This window comes from Cupriavidus nantongensis, assembly GCF_041726985.1.
In the GTDB taxonomy this organism is placed as follows: Bacteria; Pseudomonadota; Gammaproteobacteria; order Burkholderiales; family Burkholderiaceae; genus Cupriavidus; species Cupriavidus nantongensis_A.
Genome location: NZ_CP168303.1, coordinates 1,765,156 through 1,784,143, shown reverse-complemented (window position 1 = coordinate 1,784,143; position 18,988 = coordinate 1,765,156). Strand labels below are relative to the sequence as shown.

General features: G+C 68.6%; 18 protein-coding genes. 13 read left to right on the top strand and 5 right to left on the bottom strand.

The window, feature by feature from the left end; translation table 11 throughout:
- Positions 1 to 9: 9 nt before the first annotated feature.
- Positions 10 to 486, bottom strand: a complete 477-nt coding sequence (locus tag ACEI37_RS19430) for a hypothetical protein (protein WP_373377783.1) — start codon at positions 484 to 486, stop codon at positions 10 to 12.
- Between the two features lie 251 nt (positions 487 to 737).
- Here ACEI37_RS19430 and ACEI37_RS19425 point away from each other — a divergent pair, with 251 nt between their 5' ends.
- Complete coding sequence (locus ACEI37_RS19425; RefSeq protein ID WP_373377782.1) at positions 738 to 2,165, top strand: homospermidine synthase; 1,428 nt, start codon at positions 738 to 740, stop codon at positions 2,163 to 2,165.
- A gap of 32 nt (positions 2,166 to 2,197) precedes the next feature.
- Positions 2,198 to 3,508, top strand: a complete 1,311-nt coding sequence (locus ACEI37_RS19420) for an NAD(P)/FAD-dependent oxidoreductase (RefSeq protein ID WP_373377781.1) — start codon at positions 2,198 to 2,200, stop codon at positions 3,506 to 3,508.
- Positions 3,509 to 3,530: 22 nt separating this feature from the next.
- Here ACEI37_RS19420 and ACEI37_RS19415 read toward each other — a convergent pair whose 3' ends face one another.
- Together ACEI37_RS19415 and ACEI37_RS19410 are read right to left on the bottom strand one after the other, a co-directional pair.
- Positions 3,531 to 3,971, bottom strand: a complete 441-nt coding sequence (locus tag ACEI37_RS19415; protein WP_373377780.1) for a DUF2231 domain-containing protein — start codon at positions 3,969 to 3,971, stop codon at positions 3,531 to 3,533.
- A gap of 83 nt (positions 3,972 to 4,054) precedes the next feature.
- Positions 4,055 to 5,584, bottom strand: coding sequence for an FAD-dependent oxidoreductase (locus ACEI37_RS19410; RefSeq protein ID WP_373377779.1), 1,530 nt, complete (start codon positions 5,582 to 5,584; stop codon positions 4,055 to 4,057).
- A gap of 181 nt (positions 5,585 to 5,765) precedes the next feature.
- Between ACEI37_RS19410 and ACEI37_RS19405 the strand changes: the two genes are divergently transcribed.
- Positions 5,766 to 6,386, top strand: a complete 621-nt coding sequence (locus tag ACEI37_RS19405; protein WP_373377778.1) for a DUF2239 family protein — start codon at positions 5,766 to 5,768, stop codon at positions 6,384 to 6,386.
- Positions 6,387 to 6,395: 9 nt separating this feature from the next.
- Here ACEI37_RS19405 and ACEI37_RS19400 read toward each other — a convergent pair whose 3' ends face one another.
- Complete coding sequence (locus tag ACEI37_RS19400; RefSeq protein ID WP_373377777.1) at positions 6,396 to 6,797, bottom strand: hypothetical protein; 402 nt, start codon at positions 6,795 to 6,797, stop codon at positions 6,396 to 6,398.
- A 189-nt stretch (positions 6,798 to 6,986) separates the two neighbouring features.
- Between ACEI37_RS19400 and ACEI37_RS19395 the strand changes: the two genes are divergently transcribed.
- The 6 genes from ACEI37_RS19395 to ACEI37_RS19370 all read left to right on the top strand — a co-directional run bounded on the left by ACEI37_RS19395 (position 6,987) and on the right by ACEI37_RS19370 (position 12,478).
- Positions 6,987 to 7,493 (top strand): DUF1993 family protein, encoded by a 507-nt coding sequence (locus ACEI37_RS19395; RefSeq protein WP_373377776.1) that lies wholly within the window; start codon positions 6,987 to 6,989, stop codon positions 7,491 to 7,493.
- A 351-nt stretch (positions 7,494 to 7,844) separates the two neighbouring features.
- Complete coding sequence (queE, locus tag ACEI37_RS19390; RefSeq protein ID WP_373377775.1) at positions 7,845 to 8,480, top strand: 7-carboxy-7-deazaguanine synthase; 636 nt, start codon at positions 7,845 to 7,847, stop codon at positions 8,478 to 8,480.
- Between the two features lie 143 nt (positions 8,481 to 8,623).
- Positions 8,624 to 9,100, top strand: a complete 477-nt coding sequence (locus tag ACEI37_RS19385) for a 6-carboxytetrahydropterin synthase (RefSeq protein WP_018005632.1) — start codon at positions 8,624 to 8,626, stop codon at positions 9,098 to 9,100.
- A 10-nt stretch (positions 9,101 to 9,110) separates the two neighbouring features.
- On the top strand, positions 9,111 to 9,710 hold the full coding sequence (gene tadA, locus ACEI37_RS19380) for a tRNA adenosine(34) deaminase TadA (RefSeq protein WP_373377774.1): 600 nt from the start codon (positions 9,111 to 9,113) through the stop codon (positions 9,708 to 9,710).
- Positions 9,707 to 10,663 carry a muramoyltetrapeptide carboxypeptidase gene (gene ldcA, locus ACEI37_RS19375; RefSeq protein WP_373377773.1) on the top strand — a complete coding sequence of 319 codons (957 nt, stop codon included), beginning with the start codon at positions 9,707 to 9,709 and terminating at the stop codon, positions 10,661 to 10,663. Before tadA ends, ldcA begins: the two co-directional genes overlap by 4 nt.
- A gap of 192 nt (positions 10,664 to 10,855) precedes the next feature.
- A complete protein-coding gene (locus ACEI37_RS19370) occupies positions 10,856 to 12,478 on the top strand; it encodes an ABC-F family ATPase (RefSeq protein ID WP_373377772.1) in 1,623 nt (540 codons plus the stop codon).
- A gap of 66 nt (positions 12,479 to 12,544) precedes the next feature.
- Here the strand turns inward: ACEI37_RS19370 and ACEI37_RS19365 are convergent, their stop codons facing one another.
- Positions 12,545 to 13,159, bottom strand: a complete 615-nt coding sequence (locus ACEI37_RS19365) for a hypothetical protein (protein ID WP_373377771.1) — start codon at positions 13,157 to 13,159, stop codon at positions 12,545 to 12,547.
- Positions 13,160 to 13,405: 246 nt separating this feature from the next.
- Between ACEI37_RS19365 and ACEI37_RS19360 the strand changes: the two genes are divergently transcribed.
- The 4 genes from ACEI37_RS19360 to ACEI37_RS19345 all read left to right on the top strand — a co-directional run bounded on the left by ACEI37_RS19360 (position 13,406) and on the right by ACEI37_RS19345 (position 18,971).
- Positions 13,406 to 14,839 (top strand): aldehyde dehydrogenase family protein, encoded by a 1,434-nt coding sequence (locus ACEI37_RS19360; RefSeq protein ID WP_373377770.1) that lies wholly within the window; start codon positions 13,406 to 13,408, stop codon positions 14,837 to 14,839.
- 120 nt (positions 14,840 to 14,959) lie between these two features.
- A complete protein-coding gene (locus ACEI37_RS19355; protein WP_373377769.1) occupies positions 14,960 to 17,416 on the top strand; it encodes a penicillin acylase family protein in 2,457 nt (818 codons plus the stop codon).
- Positions 17,417 to 17,547: 131 nt separating this feature from the next.
- The gene (locus ACEI37_RS19350) at positions 17,548 to 18,255 is read left to right on the top strand and encodes a glutamine amidotransferase (protein ID WP_373377768.1); all 708 of its coding nucleotides are present in this window, start codon (positions 17,548 to 17,550) and stop codon (positions 18,253 to 18,255) included.
- Positions 18,252 to 18,971, top strand: a complete 720-nt coding sequence (locus ACEI37_RS19345) for an MOSC domain-containing protein (RefSeq protein ID WP_373377767.1) — start codon at positions 18,252 to 18,254, stop codon at positions 18,969 to 18,971. Before ACEI37_RS19350 ends, ACEI37_RS19345 begins: the two co-directional genes overlap by 4 nt.
- Positions 18,972 to 18,988: the final 17 nt, after the last annotated feature.

Genomic DNA, 18,988 nt, shown 5'->3' with positions numbered 1-18,988 from the left:
CTAGCGCGCTCAGCGCCCCATGCCGGTTCCGGGCGCGCCGCCCGAAGGTCCGGTGGTGCCGGTGCCGCCGGTGCCCGTGCTGGGCGCATCGAGTCCGCCGCCACGCGTGGTTCCCGACCCGGTGACCGACGGCGAACCGGTCGAGCCGGAGGGCGCGGCCACGCCTGACGCGCCCGCCGCGCGGCCCGCGCCGGCATCGGTGCCATGCCGCTTGCCGGCCGACGAGCGCGAACTGCCGTGCGTGTCGCCGCTGGCGGCCTTGCCGCCGCCGTCAGTCATGCTCGTGCCGGTGCCGGGCGTGCCCGGGCTGCCCGGCGTGCCGGTCGTTCCCGACGGGCCCGTGCCGGCGCTGCCGCCGCCCGAGCTGCCGCCCGAGCCACCGCCGGCACCACCGCCACCGGCGCCGCCGGCACCCTGTGCCAGTGCCGCACCGCTTGCCAGTGCCGTGCACGCCAACCATGCCATCATCCATGTCCGAGCTTTCATGGTCGTCTCCTTGCATTGGAAGCACGGTAGCCGCAAGGGACGTTCCAGCCCGGCGCGCATGCTCGCGCGCACACCGTTGCAAGGTTTGCCGGTGTGAGGTGGCAATAGTTACCTGAGGCCACATCGGCCGGTGTGCGCGGCAGGAGGCAGCGGCATAACGCTGCGCATGGCGCACCCCGGGCGACCGGCATGCGGATTGCTTATGAGAGATAGAAGTCATCTCCGCAGCGGCGGTATCTCGGGAGCACGCGATGGACGCGCCGGCAACCACTTTCAAGAAATTCGGCGGACTGGACGGCCGCATGCTGATCGTCGGTTTCGGCAGCATCGCGCGTTCCGTGTTGCCGGTGTTGCTGCGCCATCTCGACATCACGCCGGGGCAGATCACCGTGGTCTGTCCGGCCGGCAACGATCTCTCGGTTGCGCAGGCTTATGGCATTCGCGTGGTGACCAAGGCGCTGACCGAGGAAAACCACAAGCAGGTCCTGCAGGACCTCATTGGCGAGGGCGACTTCCTGCTGAACCTGTCGGTCAATGTCTCGAGCGAGGCGCTGGTGCGCTATTGCTGGGAGCACGGCGCGCTGTACCTGGATACCTCGATCGAACCGTGGGCGGGCGCGGCCACGGACCCGGCCGCGCCGCTGTCACGCCGCAGCAACTATGCTCTGCGCGAAGGCGTGCTGGCGTTCCGGCTCGACAAGCGCGATGGGCCCACCGCGATCCTGACGCAGGGCGCCAACCCCGGCCTGGTGTCGGCACTGGTCAAGCAGGCGCTGGTCAATATCGCGGCGGACAATGACGTCGACCATGAAGCGCCGGCCAGCTTCGAGGACTGGGCGGCACTGGCGCGTCAGCTGAATATCCGCGCCATCCATATCGCCGAGCAGGACACGCAGGTGGGCGACCGGCGCAAGGTTGCCAACGAGTTCATCAATACGTGGTCGGTCGACGCCTTCATCGAGGAGGGAATGCAGCCGGCCGAGCTGGGCTGGGGCACGCACGAGCGGCACTGGCCCGCGGATGCGAAGCGGCACGGGTTCGGCTCGGATGCGGCGGTGTACCTGACGCGGCCGGGATTCGGTACGCGCGTGCGCAGCTGGACGCCGCTGGGCGGCCCGTACCACGGCTTCCTGATCACGCACGGCGAATCGATCTCGATTGCCGACCACCTGACCCTGCGCGACAGCGGCGAAGTCGTCTACCGGCCGACCGTGCACTATGCCTACCGTCCCTGCGACGATGCGCTGCTGTCGATCGACGAGCTGATGGGCAACGGCGGGCGCAAGCAGGACCACCAGCGCATCCTGCGCGACGACATCGTCGCCGGCATGGACGAGCTCGGGGTGTTGCTGATGGGCAATGCGCGCGGCGTCTACTGGTACGGCTCAAGGCTGACCACGGAGCAGGCCCGGCAACTGGTGGAGCACAACACCGCCACCAGCCTGCAGGTGGCCGCCGGCATCCTGGGCGGCGTGGTCTGGGCGCTGGAGCATCCGCGCGCGGGCGTGGTAGAGCCCGACGACCTCGATTACGAATCCGTGCTTCGAATCGCGCGGCCCTACCTGGGCGAGCTGGTCGGCGTCTATGGCGAATGGACGCCGCTGGCGCAGCACTCGCAGCTGTATCCGGAAGCGGGCGATGAAGATCCCTGGCAGTTCGTCAACGTGCGCGTGCCATAGACGCGAGCCACGCGGAACCGGAGCCGAAGGCGATGTCGGGGCTGCTGCAAAAAGAACTGGGCGTCATCGAAAACTCGTACTACGAGGCGAGCGTCGCGCGGCCGGCGCCGAGCCCGCCGCTGCTGGGACGCACGGAGGCCGAGGTGTGCGTGGTGGGCGGCGGCTATGCCGGCCTGTCGTGCGCGCTGGAGCTGGCCGCGCGCGGTTTTCATGTGGCGCTGCTGGAGGCGCACCGGATCGGCTGGGGCGCTTCCGGGCGCAATGGCGGCCAGGCCATCGTCGGCTTCGGCGCCGAGGGGGAGGGCGCGATCGAGCGCCAGTGCCCGGCCGAGGTCGCGCAGGCCGCCTGGAATGCATCGGTCGAGGGCATGCGCCTGCTGGAGCAGCGCATCGCCACCTACGGCATCGAATGTGACCACGTGCGCGGCTACATGACACTGGCGCCGAGGGCGCACAAGGTCGACGGCCTGCGGCGCTGGGTGCGCCATATGCGCGAGCGCTATGACTATCCGCTCGAATGGATCGAACGTCCGCACCTTGGACGCCATGTCGCCAGCGACCGCTTTGTCGCCGGGGCGTATGACCCGCACTCGGGCCACCTGCATCCGCTCAAGTACTGCCTCGGGCTCGGCGATGCGGCGCGCCGGCAGGGTGTCGAGGTGTTCGAGAATTCGGCAGCCTATCGCGTCGAGCGCGACCAGGCGCCGGTGGTGAAGACCGCCGAGGGCGAAGTGCGGTGCCGGCAGGTGGTGCTGGCGGGCAACGTCTACCTGGGCGAGTTCGGCGACCATCTGGCGCCGGAAATCGCGGCGCGCATCATGCCGGTGGGAACGTACATGATCGCAACCGAGCCGATGGAGGCGCAACGTGCCGCCGCGCTGATGCCGAGCCGGGTGGCGGTATCCGACAACAACCTGATCGTCGACTATTTCCGTCTCAGCGCCGACAACCGCCTGCTGTTCGGCGCCGGCGAGACCTTCAGCGCGCGCCCGCCCGGCAACCTGGTGCAGCGCATCCGCGCGCGCATGCTGCAGGTGTTTCCGCAGACCGCGGATCTGAATATCGATTATTCCTGGGGCGGCTTCGTCGACATCACCATGAACCGGGCGCCCGACCTGGGCCGCATCGGCACCAATCTCTACTATGCGCAGGGGTTCTCCGGCCACGGGCTGTCGTTTGCGGGCATGGCCGGCAAGCTGATCGCCGAGGCGATGAGCGGCGATGCGTCGAGATTCGATGTCTTTACCCGCATCCGGCATCACCGCTTCCCGGGCGGCGCGCTGTTCAGGACCCCCGCGCTGGTGCTGGGCATGTGGTACTACAAGCTGCGCGACCTGCTGTAGGGTGCTGTAAGGGCCAGCGTTGTCACGGCAGCGGTGCCGGCGGCGTCTGCACGCCCACGCCATGGACATGCACCATCTTGCCGCCGAGCCAGCCGGACACCACCAGCAGGCCGATGGCGATCGCTGACAGCACGATGGCACCGACACCGGCGCCGCGCATGCGCCACCAGGCGTTGATCACATAGAGCGCGACCACCGTCAGGTTGATGCCCATGTGCAGCAGCGCAATGCGGCGGATGCCGCTGGGCAGCCACAGCAGGTCGATCAGGCCGGGCAGCGCCGCGATCAGCGCGCCAATGATGCCGCCGACCATGGCATAGAGCGCCACCACCGGCCAGTTGGGACTGTCGCCACCGAAATAGCGGATCAGGTCGCAGGCAAAGGAAAAGATCCACAAGCCGATGGGGATGGTGATCAGCATCGGATGGATCGGGTGCTTGGCAATGCTGGCGGGAGTGAGCATGGCGACTCCTTTGACGTTCAGGGCGCATTCATGGCGCGCAAGGGCCCCTGGGTTCGCCGCGCCGGCGCGGCGTGCCTCCCCGTTCAATGATGGCGCTGGTCGTCCCGTGTCACGTCGACGGGTTCCAGGCCACCTTTCGCCGGACCATGCAGCACCGAGCCATCGACGCCGAAGCGCGAGCCATGGCAAGGGCAATCGAAGGATTGCTCGAGGCTGTTCCACTGGACCAGGCATTTCAGATGCGGGCAGGTCGCGTCGAAGGTGTGCAGGCCGCCATCCGCATCGCGGAACGCGGCCACGTGGCGGCCGCCGGCCTTGACCACATGCCCGGTGCCCGGGGCGATGGCATCGAGCGTGACGCCGTCGTCCTTGCCGAGCCAGTCGGCGTACTGGGCCACCACATTCGCGTTCTCGCGCGCGTACTCGACCACGGCCGTCACCGACTTGCGCGACGGATCGTAAAGGTCGGCCCAGTCATTGGTGCGGTCGGTGATCTGGTCGCGGATCAGCATGCCGGCAATCGCGCCGTGGGTCATGCCATTGCCGGAATCGCCGGTCACGACATAGACGTTGGTATCGCCCGGGTTGCGCCCGATAAAGGCGACCCCGTCGACCGGCTCCATCACCTGGCCCGACCACGCGAACACGGGTTCGTCGACCACCGGGAAGCGCTGGCGGGTCCAGTCGACCAGCCTGGCGAAGCGCTGCCCGGCATCGTCGGCCTGGCCGACCTTGTGGTCTTCGCCGCCGCTGATCAGCAGCTGGTGGCCGTCGTCGAGGTCGCCGGCGATGCGCACGTAATGGTAGGGATCGAGGGTGTCCCAGAACTGGCACAGCGGCATGCTGCCGCGCGGCACCTTCATGCCCACCACGAAGGTCCGGTACGCGGCCTGCTTGGTATGGATGGCAAAGCGGTCGATAAACGGCGTATTGGTGGCGACGATGACGCTGCCGGCCTCGATGCGCACGCCGCTGTCGGTGCGCACGGTGGCTGGGCGGCCGTCTTCGACCTCCATGGCGCGGGTCTTGCCATACACCTTCCCGCCGCGGCGCTGGATCGCGTCGACCAGGCCGCCCAGGTACTTCAGCGGATGGAGCTGCCCTTGCCGCGGGAACCGCAGCGCCGAGCGCAGCGCCACCTTGCCGGTGGGCACGTCGCTGGCCCGCTCGACGTCGTCCAGGCCGGCCCGGTGCGCGGCGTCCAGTTCCTTCGACAGCAGCTCCTCGCCATCAGACGATTCGGCAAAGAGAAAGCCGTCGACGCGCCGGAAGTCGCAATCGATGGACTCGGCTGCGCAGATCGACTCGATCCGCGAGACCGCCGCCGCGTGGCTCTGGGCCACCTGCCGTGCCGCCTGATGCCCGAGGTGGCGTTCGATGTAGAAAAAATAATCATCGAAGGCCGTCATCAGGTGCGCGGTGGTCCGGCCGGTCTCGCCCGCGCCAGGCCCGTCCGCATCGATCACGATCACGGCCTGTCCGGCCGCAGCCAGTTCATAGGCGACCGACAGGCCTGCGATGCCCGCGCCGATCACGCAGGCGTCGCAGGTCGCGTCGCCGTCCAGGGGCGGGCTGGAAAGGGTTGTCCCGGCTGCCCAGTATGAAATCGTCATGCCGCCCCGCCTCTTTTGTTCTGCCTATGACTCAGTGATAGGTCAGAGGTGCCGTTGCAGGTATCGGACGCGGTCCTACACCCGATGGCGGGGAGCGACATAAATTACCCGGGTAATATTGACTTCTTATTTTATCCGGGTAATATTTGGCCGATATTCCTGTTTCTCTTTCGGACCTGCCATGATCATGCCGATGCCGCATCACTTCACCACCTTCGACGGCCACCGCCGCATTGCCTCGGGTCCGCTGCCGGACAACGCGCTGGCGTTAAGACGGGCCCTGGACCGCGGCGCGACCGGGCCGGTGCTGGTATTCGACGACAGCACCGGCCGCTCGATCGACCTGGATACCAGCGGCACCGAAGACGAGATTGTTGAGCGGTCGGCAGCGCGCGCGGCGCAGCTGGCTGCGCCGCAGCCAGCGGCCGGCGAGGGCGGCGATGTTGCCGATACGGCCGAGCCGCGCGGCCGGGGCCGGCCAAAGCTGGGCGTGGTGTCGCGCGAGGTGACGCTGCTGCCGCGCCACTGGGAATGGCTGGCCGCGCAGCCCGGCGGCGCCTCGGTGGCGCTGCGCAAGCTGGTCGAGCAGGCGCGCCGCGAACACGCCGGCAAGGACCGCAGCCGCGCCGCCAGCGAGCGCGCCTATCACTTCATGGTGGCGATTGCCGGTGACCTGGCCGGCTTCGAGGAGGCCAGCCGGGCGCTGTTCGCCAACGACCTGGAAGGGTTCGCCCGCCAGATCGCGGACTGGCCGGTGGATGTGCGCGAACACGCGCTGCGGCTGGCGGACAGCAAGTCCTGAGCGGCGCGCTCAGGCTCCGCCCAGCAGGTCGTGCGCATCGACGATCGCGTAGGCGATCTCGGGATGCGCCTCCATGCTGCGCCGGATCGCGGACGGAATCGACTGGCGGATCTTGCGGCACAGGCCGGGTTGCTCCAGCACCTGGATGCTGATGCCGCGCACGGTGCGCACGCCGCGGGCGCTGGGCGTGATGCTGAGCACGATGCCGAGCTGGGCCTGCATCAGGCCCTCGATCCGTTGCAGCTCGGCCAGGCTGGTCAGATTCTCGAGCCGTTCGACCAGCCGCTTTTCCTCGGCGCGCGTCAGGCGCAGCACGCGCAGGTCGGCATCGGGGTCGCTCAGCAGCGCTTCGCGCCCGCAGATGCAGGCACCGGGCGGGCATTCCGTGCGGAGAGGGAACGGCGCGTTCATGTCGGGCGCGGGGCTGGGCAGCAGGATTGCAGGATTGCGGGGGCGGTGGCTGGCTATGTTAAATCAGGTTGCCGGCCAGCGGGCGCATGGTCCGGCAGCGCAGGCCGATCCGGTCTATGCTCGCGGCTGCGGTCCGCATGCCCGAGGGGCCGCAACACAAGAAACCCGCCCCTGCACAGGAGACTCTCCATGGCACTTTCGATGTACGACGTTTCGATCCCTCCGTTTATCCGCGCGCTGGGCCACCTCGACGCGATCCTCGCCAAAGGCGCGGCGCACGCCCAGGCGCAGGGGATGGACCCGGCCGACCTGATCCAGACCCGCCTGATCGCCGACATGGATCCGCTGCCGGCGCAGGTGCAGCGCGCCAGCGATGCCGCCAAGGGCTGCGCCGCGCGGCTGGCCGGGATCGAAGTCCCGTCCTTCGCCGATATCGAAACCACCTTTGCGGAACTGCAGGACCGCATCGGCCGCACCATCGTGTTCCTGGAGCAGATCACGCCGGCGCAGCTGGAAGGCAGCGAACAGCGCGTGGTCGAACTGAAGCTGCCGCAGGGCCCGCTGCGCTTCGACGGCAAGTCCTATTTGCTCGGCTTTGCCTTGCCCAATTTCTATTTCCACGTGACCACTGCCTACGACATCCTGCGCCACAAGGGCGTGCAGATCGGCAAGCGCGACTACCTCGGGCTGAAGTAGGCCGCAGCGGGCCGGGCCGGCGCGAGCACTGCGCTTCACCTTTAGCGCCCCGCCGGGCCGCGGCGCCCAAGCGAAAACCCAGGGGCCTCTGGTATACTTGCCGCACGTCCGGCCAATGCCGGGCGCAGCCTGCGACAGGCCAGGACAGCCCCACCCGGCAGCACCCGCGCTGCCAGCACAGCCGCCCCGATCGATACGTTTCGGTCCACATCGAGGGCGCGACCACGCGCCAGTGCGACCATGCGGCGCGAGGTCCGGCTCCGGCCCTGCCCATCCTTTATTGAACCCCGGCCAGCAAGCGCTGCCGAATCGCTGCGAACCGCTGTTTACGGTCCGAGAGAGACCCCACGCATGACTTACGCCGTCAAGGAAATCTTCTATACGCTGCAGGGCGAAGGCGCCAACGCCGGCCGCGCCGCGGTGTTCTGCCGCTTTGCCGGCTGCAACCTGTGGAGCGGCCGCGAGCAGGACCGCGCCAGCGCGGTGTGCCAGTTCTGCGATACGGATTTCGTCGGCACCGATGGCACGCGCGGCGGCAAGTACCGCAGCGCCGAGGAACTGGCCGCGGTGGTCGCGTCGGAGTGGCCTCAGGGCGCCGGCGGCAAGCCGCTGGTGGTCTGCACCGGGGGCGAGCCGCTGCTACAGCTCGATGCGCCGCTGATCGACGCGCTGCATGCGCAGGGCTTCGAGATCGCGATCGAGACCAACGGCACCATCGCCGTGCCGCCCGGCATCGATTGGGTCTGCGTCAGCCCCAAGATGGGCTCGGAGCTGGTGGTCACGCACGGCGACGAGCTGAAGGTGGTGATCCCGCAGGAAGGGCAGGACTTCGCCGCATACGAGAAGCTTGATTTCCGCCATTTCCTGGTGCAGGCCATGGATGGTCCGCTGGCGCGCGAAAATACCGCCGCCGCCGTGGCCTTCTGCCAGCGCCACCCGCGCTGGCGGCTGTCGCTGCAGACCCACAAGCTGCTGGGCATCCGCTGAGCGGTCGGGCCGGTGGCTCGTCTCCGGGCAGCACGGGGCGCACAAGGCCATCACCACCCAGGCAATTCAGTCCACAATAGAGGCTTCGGACGCACGCGCGGCGTCCGCTTCAACGCAGGCGGCCGGCACCGGCGCCGGTACACATGAGCAAACAAGTTTCCATCACCCGCCGGCTGGAGTTCGACTCCGGCCACCGCATTCCGAACCACTGCGGACAGTGCCGCAATATCCACGGCCACCGCTATCGGCTGGACCTGACGCTGTCGGGCGAGGTGCTGCACCGCGAGGGCGCGTCGGATGACGGCATGATCCTGGATTTCGGCGACATCAAGGCGCTCGCCAACGAACACCTGGTCAGCAAGTGGGACCACGCCTTCCTGATCTATCGCGGCGACACCGCGCTGCTGAACTTCCTGCAATCGATGGAAGGGCACAAGACCGTGGTGCTGGATGCGATCCCGACGGTCGAGAACCTGGCCCAGGTGGCCTTCGACATCCTGGCGCCGGTGTTCAAGGATTGCTTCGGCCACCAGCTGCAGCTGACCAGGCTGGTGCTGTTCGAAACGCCCAACTGCTGGGCCGAGGTCAGCGCGCCGGCGCAGCTGCCCGCGCAGGACTGAGCGGGCGACGATGACGCAGCCGCCGCTGCCGCCTACGCCGCCACTGCTGCCGCTGCGTGCGCTGCCGGACGATCCGGCGCAAGCCGCCGAGCGCGACGCGCGCTACATGCGCGCCGCGCTCGAAGAGGCCCGCCTGGCTGAAGCCGCGGGCGAGGTGCCGGTGGGCGCGGTGGTGGTCTGGAACGACACCATCATCGCGCGCGGCCACAACCTGCCGATCCGCTCGGTCGATCCGTCGGCGCACGCCGAAATGCAGGCCCTGCGCGCCGCCGCCCAGGTCATCGGCAACTACCGCATGCCCGAGTGCGAGCTGTACGTGACGCTGGAGCCGTGCGCCATGTGCAGCGGCGCGATCCTGCATGCGCGGCTGCGCCATGTGGTGTTCGGCGCCAGCGACCCCAAGACCGGCGCCGCCGGCAGCGTCGTCAACCTGTTCGAACAGGCCCAGCTCAACCACCAGACCAGCATTACCGGCGGGGTGCTGGCCGATCACTGTGGGCAGATGCTGAAGGATTTCTTCGGCGCCCGCCGCCGCGCGCAGAAGGCTGCCCAGAAGGCGGCGCGCCAGCCGGCCGCCGGACCCGACCAGAACCACGACACTGAAGCATGAGCACGCCGAACAGCAGGCCGCATACCGAAGTCCGACTGATCGCCTCGTCCGGGTATCCGCACGATGTCGCCACTGCCGCGCGCGGCTGTGCCTGGCTCAAGCACCATGGCTACCACATGACCAACCCGGACGTGCTGGCGCGACGCTACCTGCGCTTCGGCGGCACCGACGCGGAGCGGCTGGCCGACCTGCACGCGATCGGCACCGGTGTGCCGCACGAACTGACGCTGGCGGTGCGCGGCGGCTATGGCATCGCGCGCTTGCTGGCGCAGGTCGACTTTGCCCGCATCGCCGGACAGGCGCGCGCCAGCGGCACGCCTATCGTGGGCCACAGCGATTTCACCGCGTTCCAGCTGGCCTACCTGGCGGCCACCGGCGGCGTCACCTTTGCCGGGCCGATGCTGCTGGCCGACTTTGGCGCCGAGGGCGTCGACGCCTACATGTGGGAGCACTTCGAGGGCATCCTGCGCAACCCGGCCTACCAGGTCGACATCGCCGCACCGCAGTCCGGCGGCCAGCCGTTCTCCGGCAGCGTCGAGGGCACGCTGTGGGGCGGCAACCTGGCGATGCTGTGCAGCCTGCTGGGCACGCCGTTCATGCCTCAGGTGCAGGGCGGGGTGCTGTTTCTGGAAGACATCAACGAGCCCCCTTACCGGGTCGAGCGCATGCTGGTCCAGCTGCAGCAGGCCGGTGTGCTGGGCGCGCAGCGCGCCATCGTGCTGGGCGATTTCTCAAATTACCGCGTCACCGACTACGACAACGGCTACGACATGGACGCCGTAGTGGCCTACCTGCGCGAGCAGCTGCCGGTGCCGGTGCTGACCGGCCTGCCGTTCGGGCATTGCGCACGCAAGCTGACGCTGCCGGTCGGTGCGCAGGTGCGGCTGTCGGCACGCGCCGACGGCTTCAGCATGGCGTTCTCGGGCTACCCGGTGCTGCCGCCGCTGGCCTGAGCCAGCGGCTCGCCGCCGCGCTGCGCCGGTCGCAAGGAATGCGTCCGGATGATAGAATGCGCGGTTATTTCCTGATTTCCTGCCGGGTTCTCGCATGAACCGGGCGTGGCCCGTGCCGCAGCGCCAGCCATGGCCGCCGGAATCCTTCCGGCCCGCGCCGCGGCGCCACACTCTCCAGACAAGGTTCAAGACGTGCTTTCTACCGCAAACATCACCATGCAGTTCGGCCCCAAGCCGTTGTTCGAGAATATCTCGGTCAAGTTCGGCGAGGGCAACCGCTACGGCCTGATCGGCGCGAACGGCTGCGGCAAGTCCACCTTCATGAAGATCCTGGGCGGCGACCTCGAGCCGTCGTCGGGCAACGTCATGCTGGAGCCTGGCATCCGCCTGGGCAAGCTGCGCCAGGACCAGTTCGCCTATGAAGACATGCGCGTGCTGGATGTGGTGATGATGGGCCACACCGAGATGTGGGCCGCCGCGCAGGAGCGCGACGCCATCTACGCCAACCCGGAAGCGACCGACGAAGACTACATGAAGGCCGCCGAGCTCGAGGCCAGGTACGCCGAATACGACGGCTACACCGCCGAGTCGCGCGCCGGCGAACTGCTGCTGGGCGTGGGTATCCCCACCGCGCAGCACCAGGGCCCGATGAGCGACGTGGCGCCGGGCTGGAAGCTGCGCGTGCTGCTGGCGCAGGCACTGTTCTCGAACCCGGACGTGCTGCTGCTGGACGAGCCCACCAACAACCTCGACATCAACACCATCCGCTGGCTGGAGACCGTGCTCAACGAGCGCAACTCCACCATGATCATCATCTCGCACGATCGCCACTTCCTGAACTCGGTCTGCACCCACATGGCCGACATGGACTACGGCACGCTCAAGGTCTACCCGGGCAACTACGACGACTACATGGAAGCGTCGATGCAGGCCCGCGAGCGCCAGATGGCCGCCAACGCGCGCGCCAAGGAACGCATCAGCGAACTGCAGGACTTCGTGCGCCGCTTCTCGGCCAACAAGTCCAAGGCCCGCCAGGCGACCTCGCGCGCCAAGCAGATCGAGAAGATCAAGGTCGAGGACATCAAGCCGTCGTCGCGCCAGAACCCGTTCATCCGCTTCGAGTTCGAGAAGAAGCTGCACAACCTGGCGGTCGAGGTGGAAGGCATCACCAAGACCTACGACCGCAAGATCATCGACAACCTGTCGCTGGCAATCCAGGCCGGCGAGCGCGTCGCCATCATCGGCGAGAACGGCGCGGGCAAGACCACGCTGCTGCGCAGCCTGCTCAACGGTGCGGTGCAGACCGGCGTGCAGCGCGGCGTCGAGGTTGACCGCGGCACGGTCAAGTGGGCCGAGAACGCCAACGTCGGCTACATGCCGCAGGACACGTACGAAGAGTTCCCGGAAGACCGCGACGTGATGGACTGGATGAGCCAGTGGACGCAGGCCGGCGACGACGAGACCTCGCTGCGCGGCACGCTGGGCCGCCTGCTGTTTTCGGCCGACGACATCAAGAAGAACGTCAAGGTGCTGTCCGGTGGCGAGAAGGGCCGCATGATCTGGGGCAAGCTGATGCTGGGCCGCCACAACGTGCTGGCGCTGGACGAGCCGACCAACCACATGGACATGGAATCGATCGAGTCGATGCAGATCGCGCTCGACAAGTTCCAGGGCACGCTGATCTTCGTCTCGCACGACCGCGAGTTCGTCAGCGGCCTGGCCACGCGCATCATCGAGGTCCGCACCGACGGCACGCTGACCGACTACCTGGGTACGTACGACGAGTACCTGCAGTCGCAGGGCATCGACGGCTGAGCGCCGCGTCCCTATGCTTGCTGAAGGCCGCCTCCGGGCGGCCTTTTTGCTGTCTGGCGTGGCATGTCAGGCGGCGCTGCCGTCGCGGACCTGGTCCAGCTGCGCCATGATGGCGCGGGCGGTGAGGTCGCCCCGCGCCTTGAGCAGCGCCGCGTGCAGCGGCTCGCGCAGCGCCATCAGCGCGGGCAGGTCGGCGGCCTTCTCCACCTTCACCTGCAGCATGTAGCCGCGCAGTCCGAGATGCTGCCCGATCACGTCGGTATAGAAGTGGTAGAGGCGCTGGTATGCCTGGATCTCGGCGGGCGAGTGGGCGGCAGCTGCACTGGTGTGCGGCGGCGCCGCTACCTCGGCCGGCGGCGCATGGCGCATCGCGTAGACCGAGAACAGGTTGGTGTCGGCAGCCGGTGGCGCGACCGGTGACGCGACATGCGCGGGTTCTTGCGGCGCGGCGACGGGCGGCTGTGCCGGTTCGGCGACGGCTTCGACCAGCCCCTGAGCCAGCAGCGTTGCCATGGCGTCCGGGCCGATTCCCATGCCCGCCACCTGCGCCAGCAATGCCTGCTCGCGGCGCTCGCCGTTGACCATCAGCAGCAGCGCGCGCAGCTTGTGGTCCAGCTTGCGCGCGCGGCTGCGGATTTCGTCCTGCCCCGCTTCCGTCTTGCGGTAGATCGGATCGACCATGCCTCGCCCCCTTTGTCTTGTTATGTGCGTGCGCCGTGGCGAGTCTGTGCTCGTCCACGCGTCGCGTGTCTCCCGTCTGCCACCCGCGGCCGATTATCGCCGTGTTCTTGTGCGGCGCGGCAGGCGCGGCCGGCGCCTGATCCCACGGCGCCATAACAGAGGCCGGAATCCGCTCTACAATGTGCCTGCACCATAAAAGTAACAAAAAATTGCAATCGCCAATTCACCAAACCGAGAACTGTGGCCATGCAACAACGAGACAAACTCTTCATTAACGGCAAGTGGGTTGCGCCCCACGGCACCGGCAAGATCGATGTTATCCATTCCGCCACCGAAGCGGTGATGGGGACCATTCCGGAAGGCTCGGCCCGCGACGCCGAAGACGCCATCCAGGCCGCGCGCGCGGCCTTCGACGGCTGGTCGGCAACGCCGCCGGCAGTGCGGGCCGGCTATATCGCCAAGATCGCCGAAGGGCTGAAGGCACGCAGCGAAGAACTGGCGCAACTGATCGCCGGCGAAGTCGGCATGCCGATCAAGCTGGCGCGCGCGATCCAGGTGGGCGGTCCGGTCTACAACTGGGGCCAGGCCGGCAGGCTGCTGGAAGGCTTCCACTTCGAGGAAGAAGTCGGCAACTCGCTGGTGGTGCGCGAGCCGGTTGGCGTGGTCGGCGCGATCACGCCGTGGAACTATCCGCTCAACCAGATCACGCTGAAGGTGGCGCCGGCGCTGGCCGCGGGCTGCACCGTGGTGCTCAAGCCGTCCGAGGTGGCGCCGCTCAATGCCTTCGTGCTGGCCGAGGTGATCGAGGCCGCGGGGCTGCCGCCCGGCGTGTTCAACCTGGTGACCGGTTACGGCCCGGTGGTGGGCGAGGTGCTGGCCAGCCATCCGGAAGTCGACATGGTGTCGTTCACCGGCTCGACCCGTGCCGGCAAGCGCGTGTCCGAGCTGGCCGCGCAGACCGTCAAGCGCGTCGCACTGGAGCTGGGCGGCAAGTCGGCCTCGGTGATCCTGGACGATGCCGACCTGCCGGCGGCGGTCAAGGGCACCATCAACGCCTGTTTCCTCAACTCCGGCCAGACCTGCTCGGCGCACACGCGCATGCTGGTGCCGCGCGCCCGCTACGACGAAGTCAAGGCGATCGCGCAGAAGGTGGTGGCCGGCTTTACGGTGGGCGATCCGCTGCAGGAAACCAGCAAGCTGGGCCCGCTGATCTCCGCGGTGCAGAAGGACCGCGTGACCGGCTATATCCGCCGCGGGCTGGAGGAGGGCGCCGAGCTGGTGGCCGGCGGCCCCGAGACCCCGGAAGGGCTGGACCAGGGTTTCTACGTCAAGCCGACCGTGCTCGGCAACGTCGAGCCGCGCGCGACGGTGGCGCAGGAAGAGATCTTCGGGCCGGTGCTGTCGATCATCTGCTATGACACCGAGGAAGACGCGGTGCGCATCGCCAACGACAGCATCTATGGCCTGGGCGGCGGCGTCTGGTCCGGTGACGAGGCGCGCGCGATCCGCGTGGCGCGCCGCATCCGCACCGGGCAGGTCGATATCAACGGCGGGCCGTTCAACATGCAGGCGCCGTTCGGCGGCTTCAAGCAGTCCGGCAATGGGCGCGAAGCCGGCAAGTACGGGCTCGAGGAATTCCTCGAGTACAAGTCGCTGCAGCTGAAAAAGTCCGCCGCCTGACGGGCGCGCGGACAAGCAAGCCATCAGCGAGGAAATGCCCGGCTGGTCCGGGCATTTTTTCGTGCGGAAAATGCGCGGATAATGCGCGAACAATATGACAAGGACAAAAGGGGAGCAACGATGCGCGGGATCGGTCGGCTAGCCAGGTGGCTGGTAGTGCTGCTGGGGCTGGCGGTGGCCGGCGCCGCGGGCGCGCTGGCCTGGTATCGCCACGCGGCGCAGCCGCCGGTGTCGGGCAACGAGGTGCTGGCGGGATTGCGCGAAGCGGTCACGGTGGTGCGCGACAGCCATGGCGTGCCGCATATCCGCGCCGCCAGCAAGGCCGATGCGTGGTTCGCGCTGGGCTACGTGCACGCGCAGGACCGGCTGTGGCAGATGCAGATGAACAAGCGCATCGTCGCCGGCCGGCTCGCAGAGATTCTGGGCCCGTCCGCCGTCGATAACGACAAGTTCCTGCGCACGCTGGGCGTGCGGCGCAATGCCGAGGCCATCTTCGCGCAGGCCTCGCCCGAGGCGCGCGCGGCGCTGCAGGCGTATGCCGACGGCGTCAATGCATGGATCGACCAGCGCAAGGGCCCGCTGCCGCCGGAGTTCCTGCTGCTGCGCACCCGGCCCGAGCGCTGGGAGCCGGCCGACACGCTGGGCTGGCAGACTATGATGGCATGGGACCTGGGCGGCAACTGGATCCAGGAGACGCTGCGCATGCGGCTGGCGCAGGTGCTGCCGGTGGCCCGCATCAGCGAACTGCTGGCGCCGTATCCGGGCGAGCAGCCGGTACGCACCATGGATTACGGCCATCTGTACCGGCAGCTGGCGCCGCTGGCGAGCGCGATGGCCAGCGTCGGCGACAAGGCCCCGCCGGGCTATGTCGAGGGCATGGGCTCCAACAACTGGGTGGTGTCGGGCGCGCACACGCAATCGGGCAAGCCGATGCTGGCCAACGACCCGCACCTGGGGCTGCAGGCGCCGGCGCTGTGGTACTTCGCGCGCCTGAGCGCGCCCGGGCTGGAAGTGGCCGGCGCCACGCTGCCTGGCATGCCGCTGGTGGTGCTGGGGCACAACGACCGCATCGCCTGGGGGCTGACCAATACCGCGCCTGACGTGCAGGACCTGTATATCGAACGCGTGCGTCCGGGCAATGACACCCAGTACCAGACGCCGCAGGGATGGGCCGCGTTCGAGACCCGCACCGAGACCATCCGCGTCAAGGGCGCCGCCGACGTGACGCTGAAAGTCCGCAGCACGCGCCACGGGCCGGTGATTTCCGACGTGGCGGAGTCGCTCGCCAGCGCCGCCGCGCCGCTGGGCGCGCAATACGTGGTGGCGTTCCAGTGGACCGCGCTGCGCCCGGACGACCGCACCTTCCTGGCGGGACTGCGGCTGAACCAGGCGCGCGACTGGAACAGCTTCACCGACGCGCTGCGCGACTTCCACTCGCCGCAGCAGAACATCGTCTATGCCGACGTCGACGGCAATATCGGCTTCTACGCGCCGGGCCGCGTGCCGCTGCGCCGCGCCGACAACGACCTCAAGGGCCTGGCGCCCGCCCCGGGCTGGGACGCGCGCTACGACTGGACCGGCTTTATCCCGTTCGAGGCGCTGCCGCACCAGTACAACCCCGCCGGGGGCGTGATCGTGACGGCCAACCAGCGCATCGTCGCGCCCGACTATCCGTACTTCATCACCAGCGAATGGACGGTGCCGTATCGCTTCGACCGCATCCGCACGCTGCTGGCGGCCACGCCGAAGCACAGCTTCGACAGCTTCGCCGCGATCCAGAAGGACGTGGTCTCGCTGGCGGTGCGCGATGTTCTGCCGCTGCTGCTGGCCGCGCCGGTCAGCAACGACGCCGCGCGCCCGGCGCGCGAACGCGCGCTGCTGCAGGCATTGCGCCAGTGGGACGGCACCATGGACCCCGCGCGCGCCGAGCCGCTGGTTGTCACCGCATGGTTGCGCGAGCTGTCGCGCCGGCTGTTCGAGGAGAAGACCGGCGAGGCGATCTTCGTGCGCCTGTGGGACCAGCGCAACGTGCAGCAACCCATGCTCAACATCCTGCGCGATCCGCGCAAGCTGGGCGCATTCTGGTGCGACCGGCCTCATACCGGCCCCGCCGAGAGCTGCGACGATGCCATGGCCGACGCCTGGACCCAGGCCATGGCGGACCTGTCGCGCCGCTATGGCGACGATCCCGCGCGCTGGCGCTGGGGCGAGGCCCACGCGGCGCGGCTGGAACACCGGCCGTTCGGCAAGGTCGGCTACCTGGCGCCGCTGTTCAACCTGCGCGTGCCGACCGGCGGCGATACCTACACCGTCAACGTCGGCCGGCACAACCTGCGCGACGACAAGGCGCCGTTCGAAAACACGCATGCGGCCAGCGTGCGCGCGCTCTATGACCTGTCCGACCTGGCGGCGTCGCGCTTCATGGACTCCACCGGGCAGTCCGGCAATGCGCTGCTGCCGCGCTACCGCGACTGGATCGGCAAGTGGGCGGCGGTGCAGTACATCACCATGCCGCCGGCGGCGGCCCACGGGCAGCGCGCGGCGGACGCCCTGGTGCTGGCGCCTGCGGCAAAATAGCGCGGGCCGCGGCATGCCTCGCCGGGAAGGTTCTCAAACCGGCGAGATCATGCCTGGGTGGTCCGCCGGGAATTGGCGACAGGCGCTAACATGAGGGCCTTTCTCTCCCTCAGTCCCGGCAGGAGCCCCTGATGACAACGCGTACCACCCATGTGATCCAGCACGTCGCCTTCGAGCACGCGGGCGTGATCGGCAACGCCTTGCGTGCGCGCGGGCACACGCTGCGGGTGTTCCAGGCCGGCGTCGACGACCTTGGCCCCATCGCCAGCGAGCCGGCCGACCTGCTGCTGGTGCTCGGTGGCCCCATCGGCGTCTACGAGACCGACGCCTATCCCTGGCTGGAGGCGGAAATCGCGCTGATCCGCGCGCGCCTGGCCGCCGGCGGCAAGCTCATCGGCGTCTGCCTGGGCGCGCAGCTGATCGCGCGCGCCGCCGGCGCCAGGGTCTACCCCGGCCCGCGCGAAATCGGATGGGCGCCGATCACGCCGACCCCGGCCGGACAAGATTCGGCGCTGGCCGAACTGGCCGCGGCGCAATGGGAAGTCCTGCACTGGCACGGCGACACCTTCGACCTGCCCGCCGGCGCGCAGTTGCTGGCGTCGACCGCGGCGGTGCCGAACCAGGCCTATGCCATCGGCAACCAGGTATTGGCGCTGCAGTTCCATCCCGAGGTCATGCCGCGCGATATCGAGGCCTGGCTGATCGGCCATACCGTCGAACTCGGCAAGGCCGGCATCGATCCGCGCACCATCCGCGCGCGCACCGCGCAAGTCGGCGCCACCGTGGCGGCAGCAGGAGAGCGCATGTTCGCGCGCTGGCTGGAGCAGGCCGGACTATGAGCCAGCACGTATCCCCCCTGCGCGTGCCGCTCGCTGCGGTGCTGACCGGCGCCGTGCGCCCGTTCGGACCCAAGGGCGTACCCAGCGGCATTACCAAGGCCGCAACGCACGCGCGGCTGCGCGTGACCGCGACCGGACTCGAGGGCGACGGGCAGGGCGATCCGCGCCACCACGGCGGCCCGGAAAAGGCGCTGCACCACTATGCCTTCGACCACTACCCGGCGTGGCGCCTGACGCTGCGGGAACACGGCGCGTCAGCCGATGGCGTCCTCGACACGCCTGGCGCCTTCGGCGAGAACCTGAGCACCACCGGCCTGACCGAGGCGGAGGTCTGCATCGGCGACCGCTTCCGGCTGGGCACGGCGCTGGTCGAGGTATCGCAGGCGCGCCAGCCGTGCTGGAAGCTCAATCACCGCTTTGGCTATGCGGGCATGTCGCGCGCCGTGCAGCAGAGCCTGCGCACGGGCTGGTACTACCGGGTGCTGGAAACCGGCGACGTGGCCGCGGGCGATATGCTGGAACTGGTGGCTCGGCCGTGTCCCGGATGGTCGCTGCACCGTCTGCTGCAGGTGCTGTATGTCGAGCGGCTCGACTACGCCGCGCTGGAGGAAATGGCCGCGCTGGCGCCGCTGGCCGAAAGCTGGCGCAAGCTGGCTCGGCAGCGGCTGGAACGGCGCGAAGTCGAAGCGATGGAGCGGCGCCTGTCCGGAGAGTGACTGGTATGCGCCAGGGC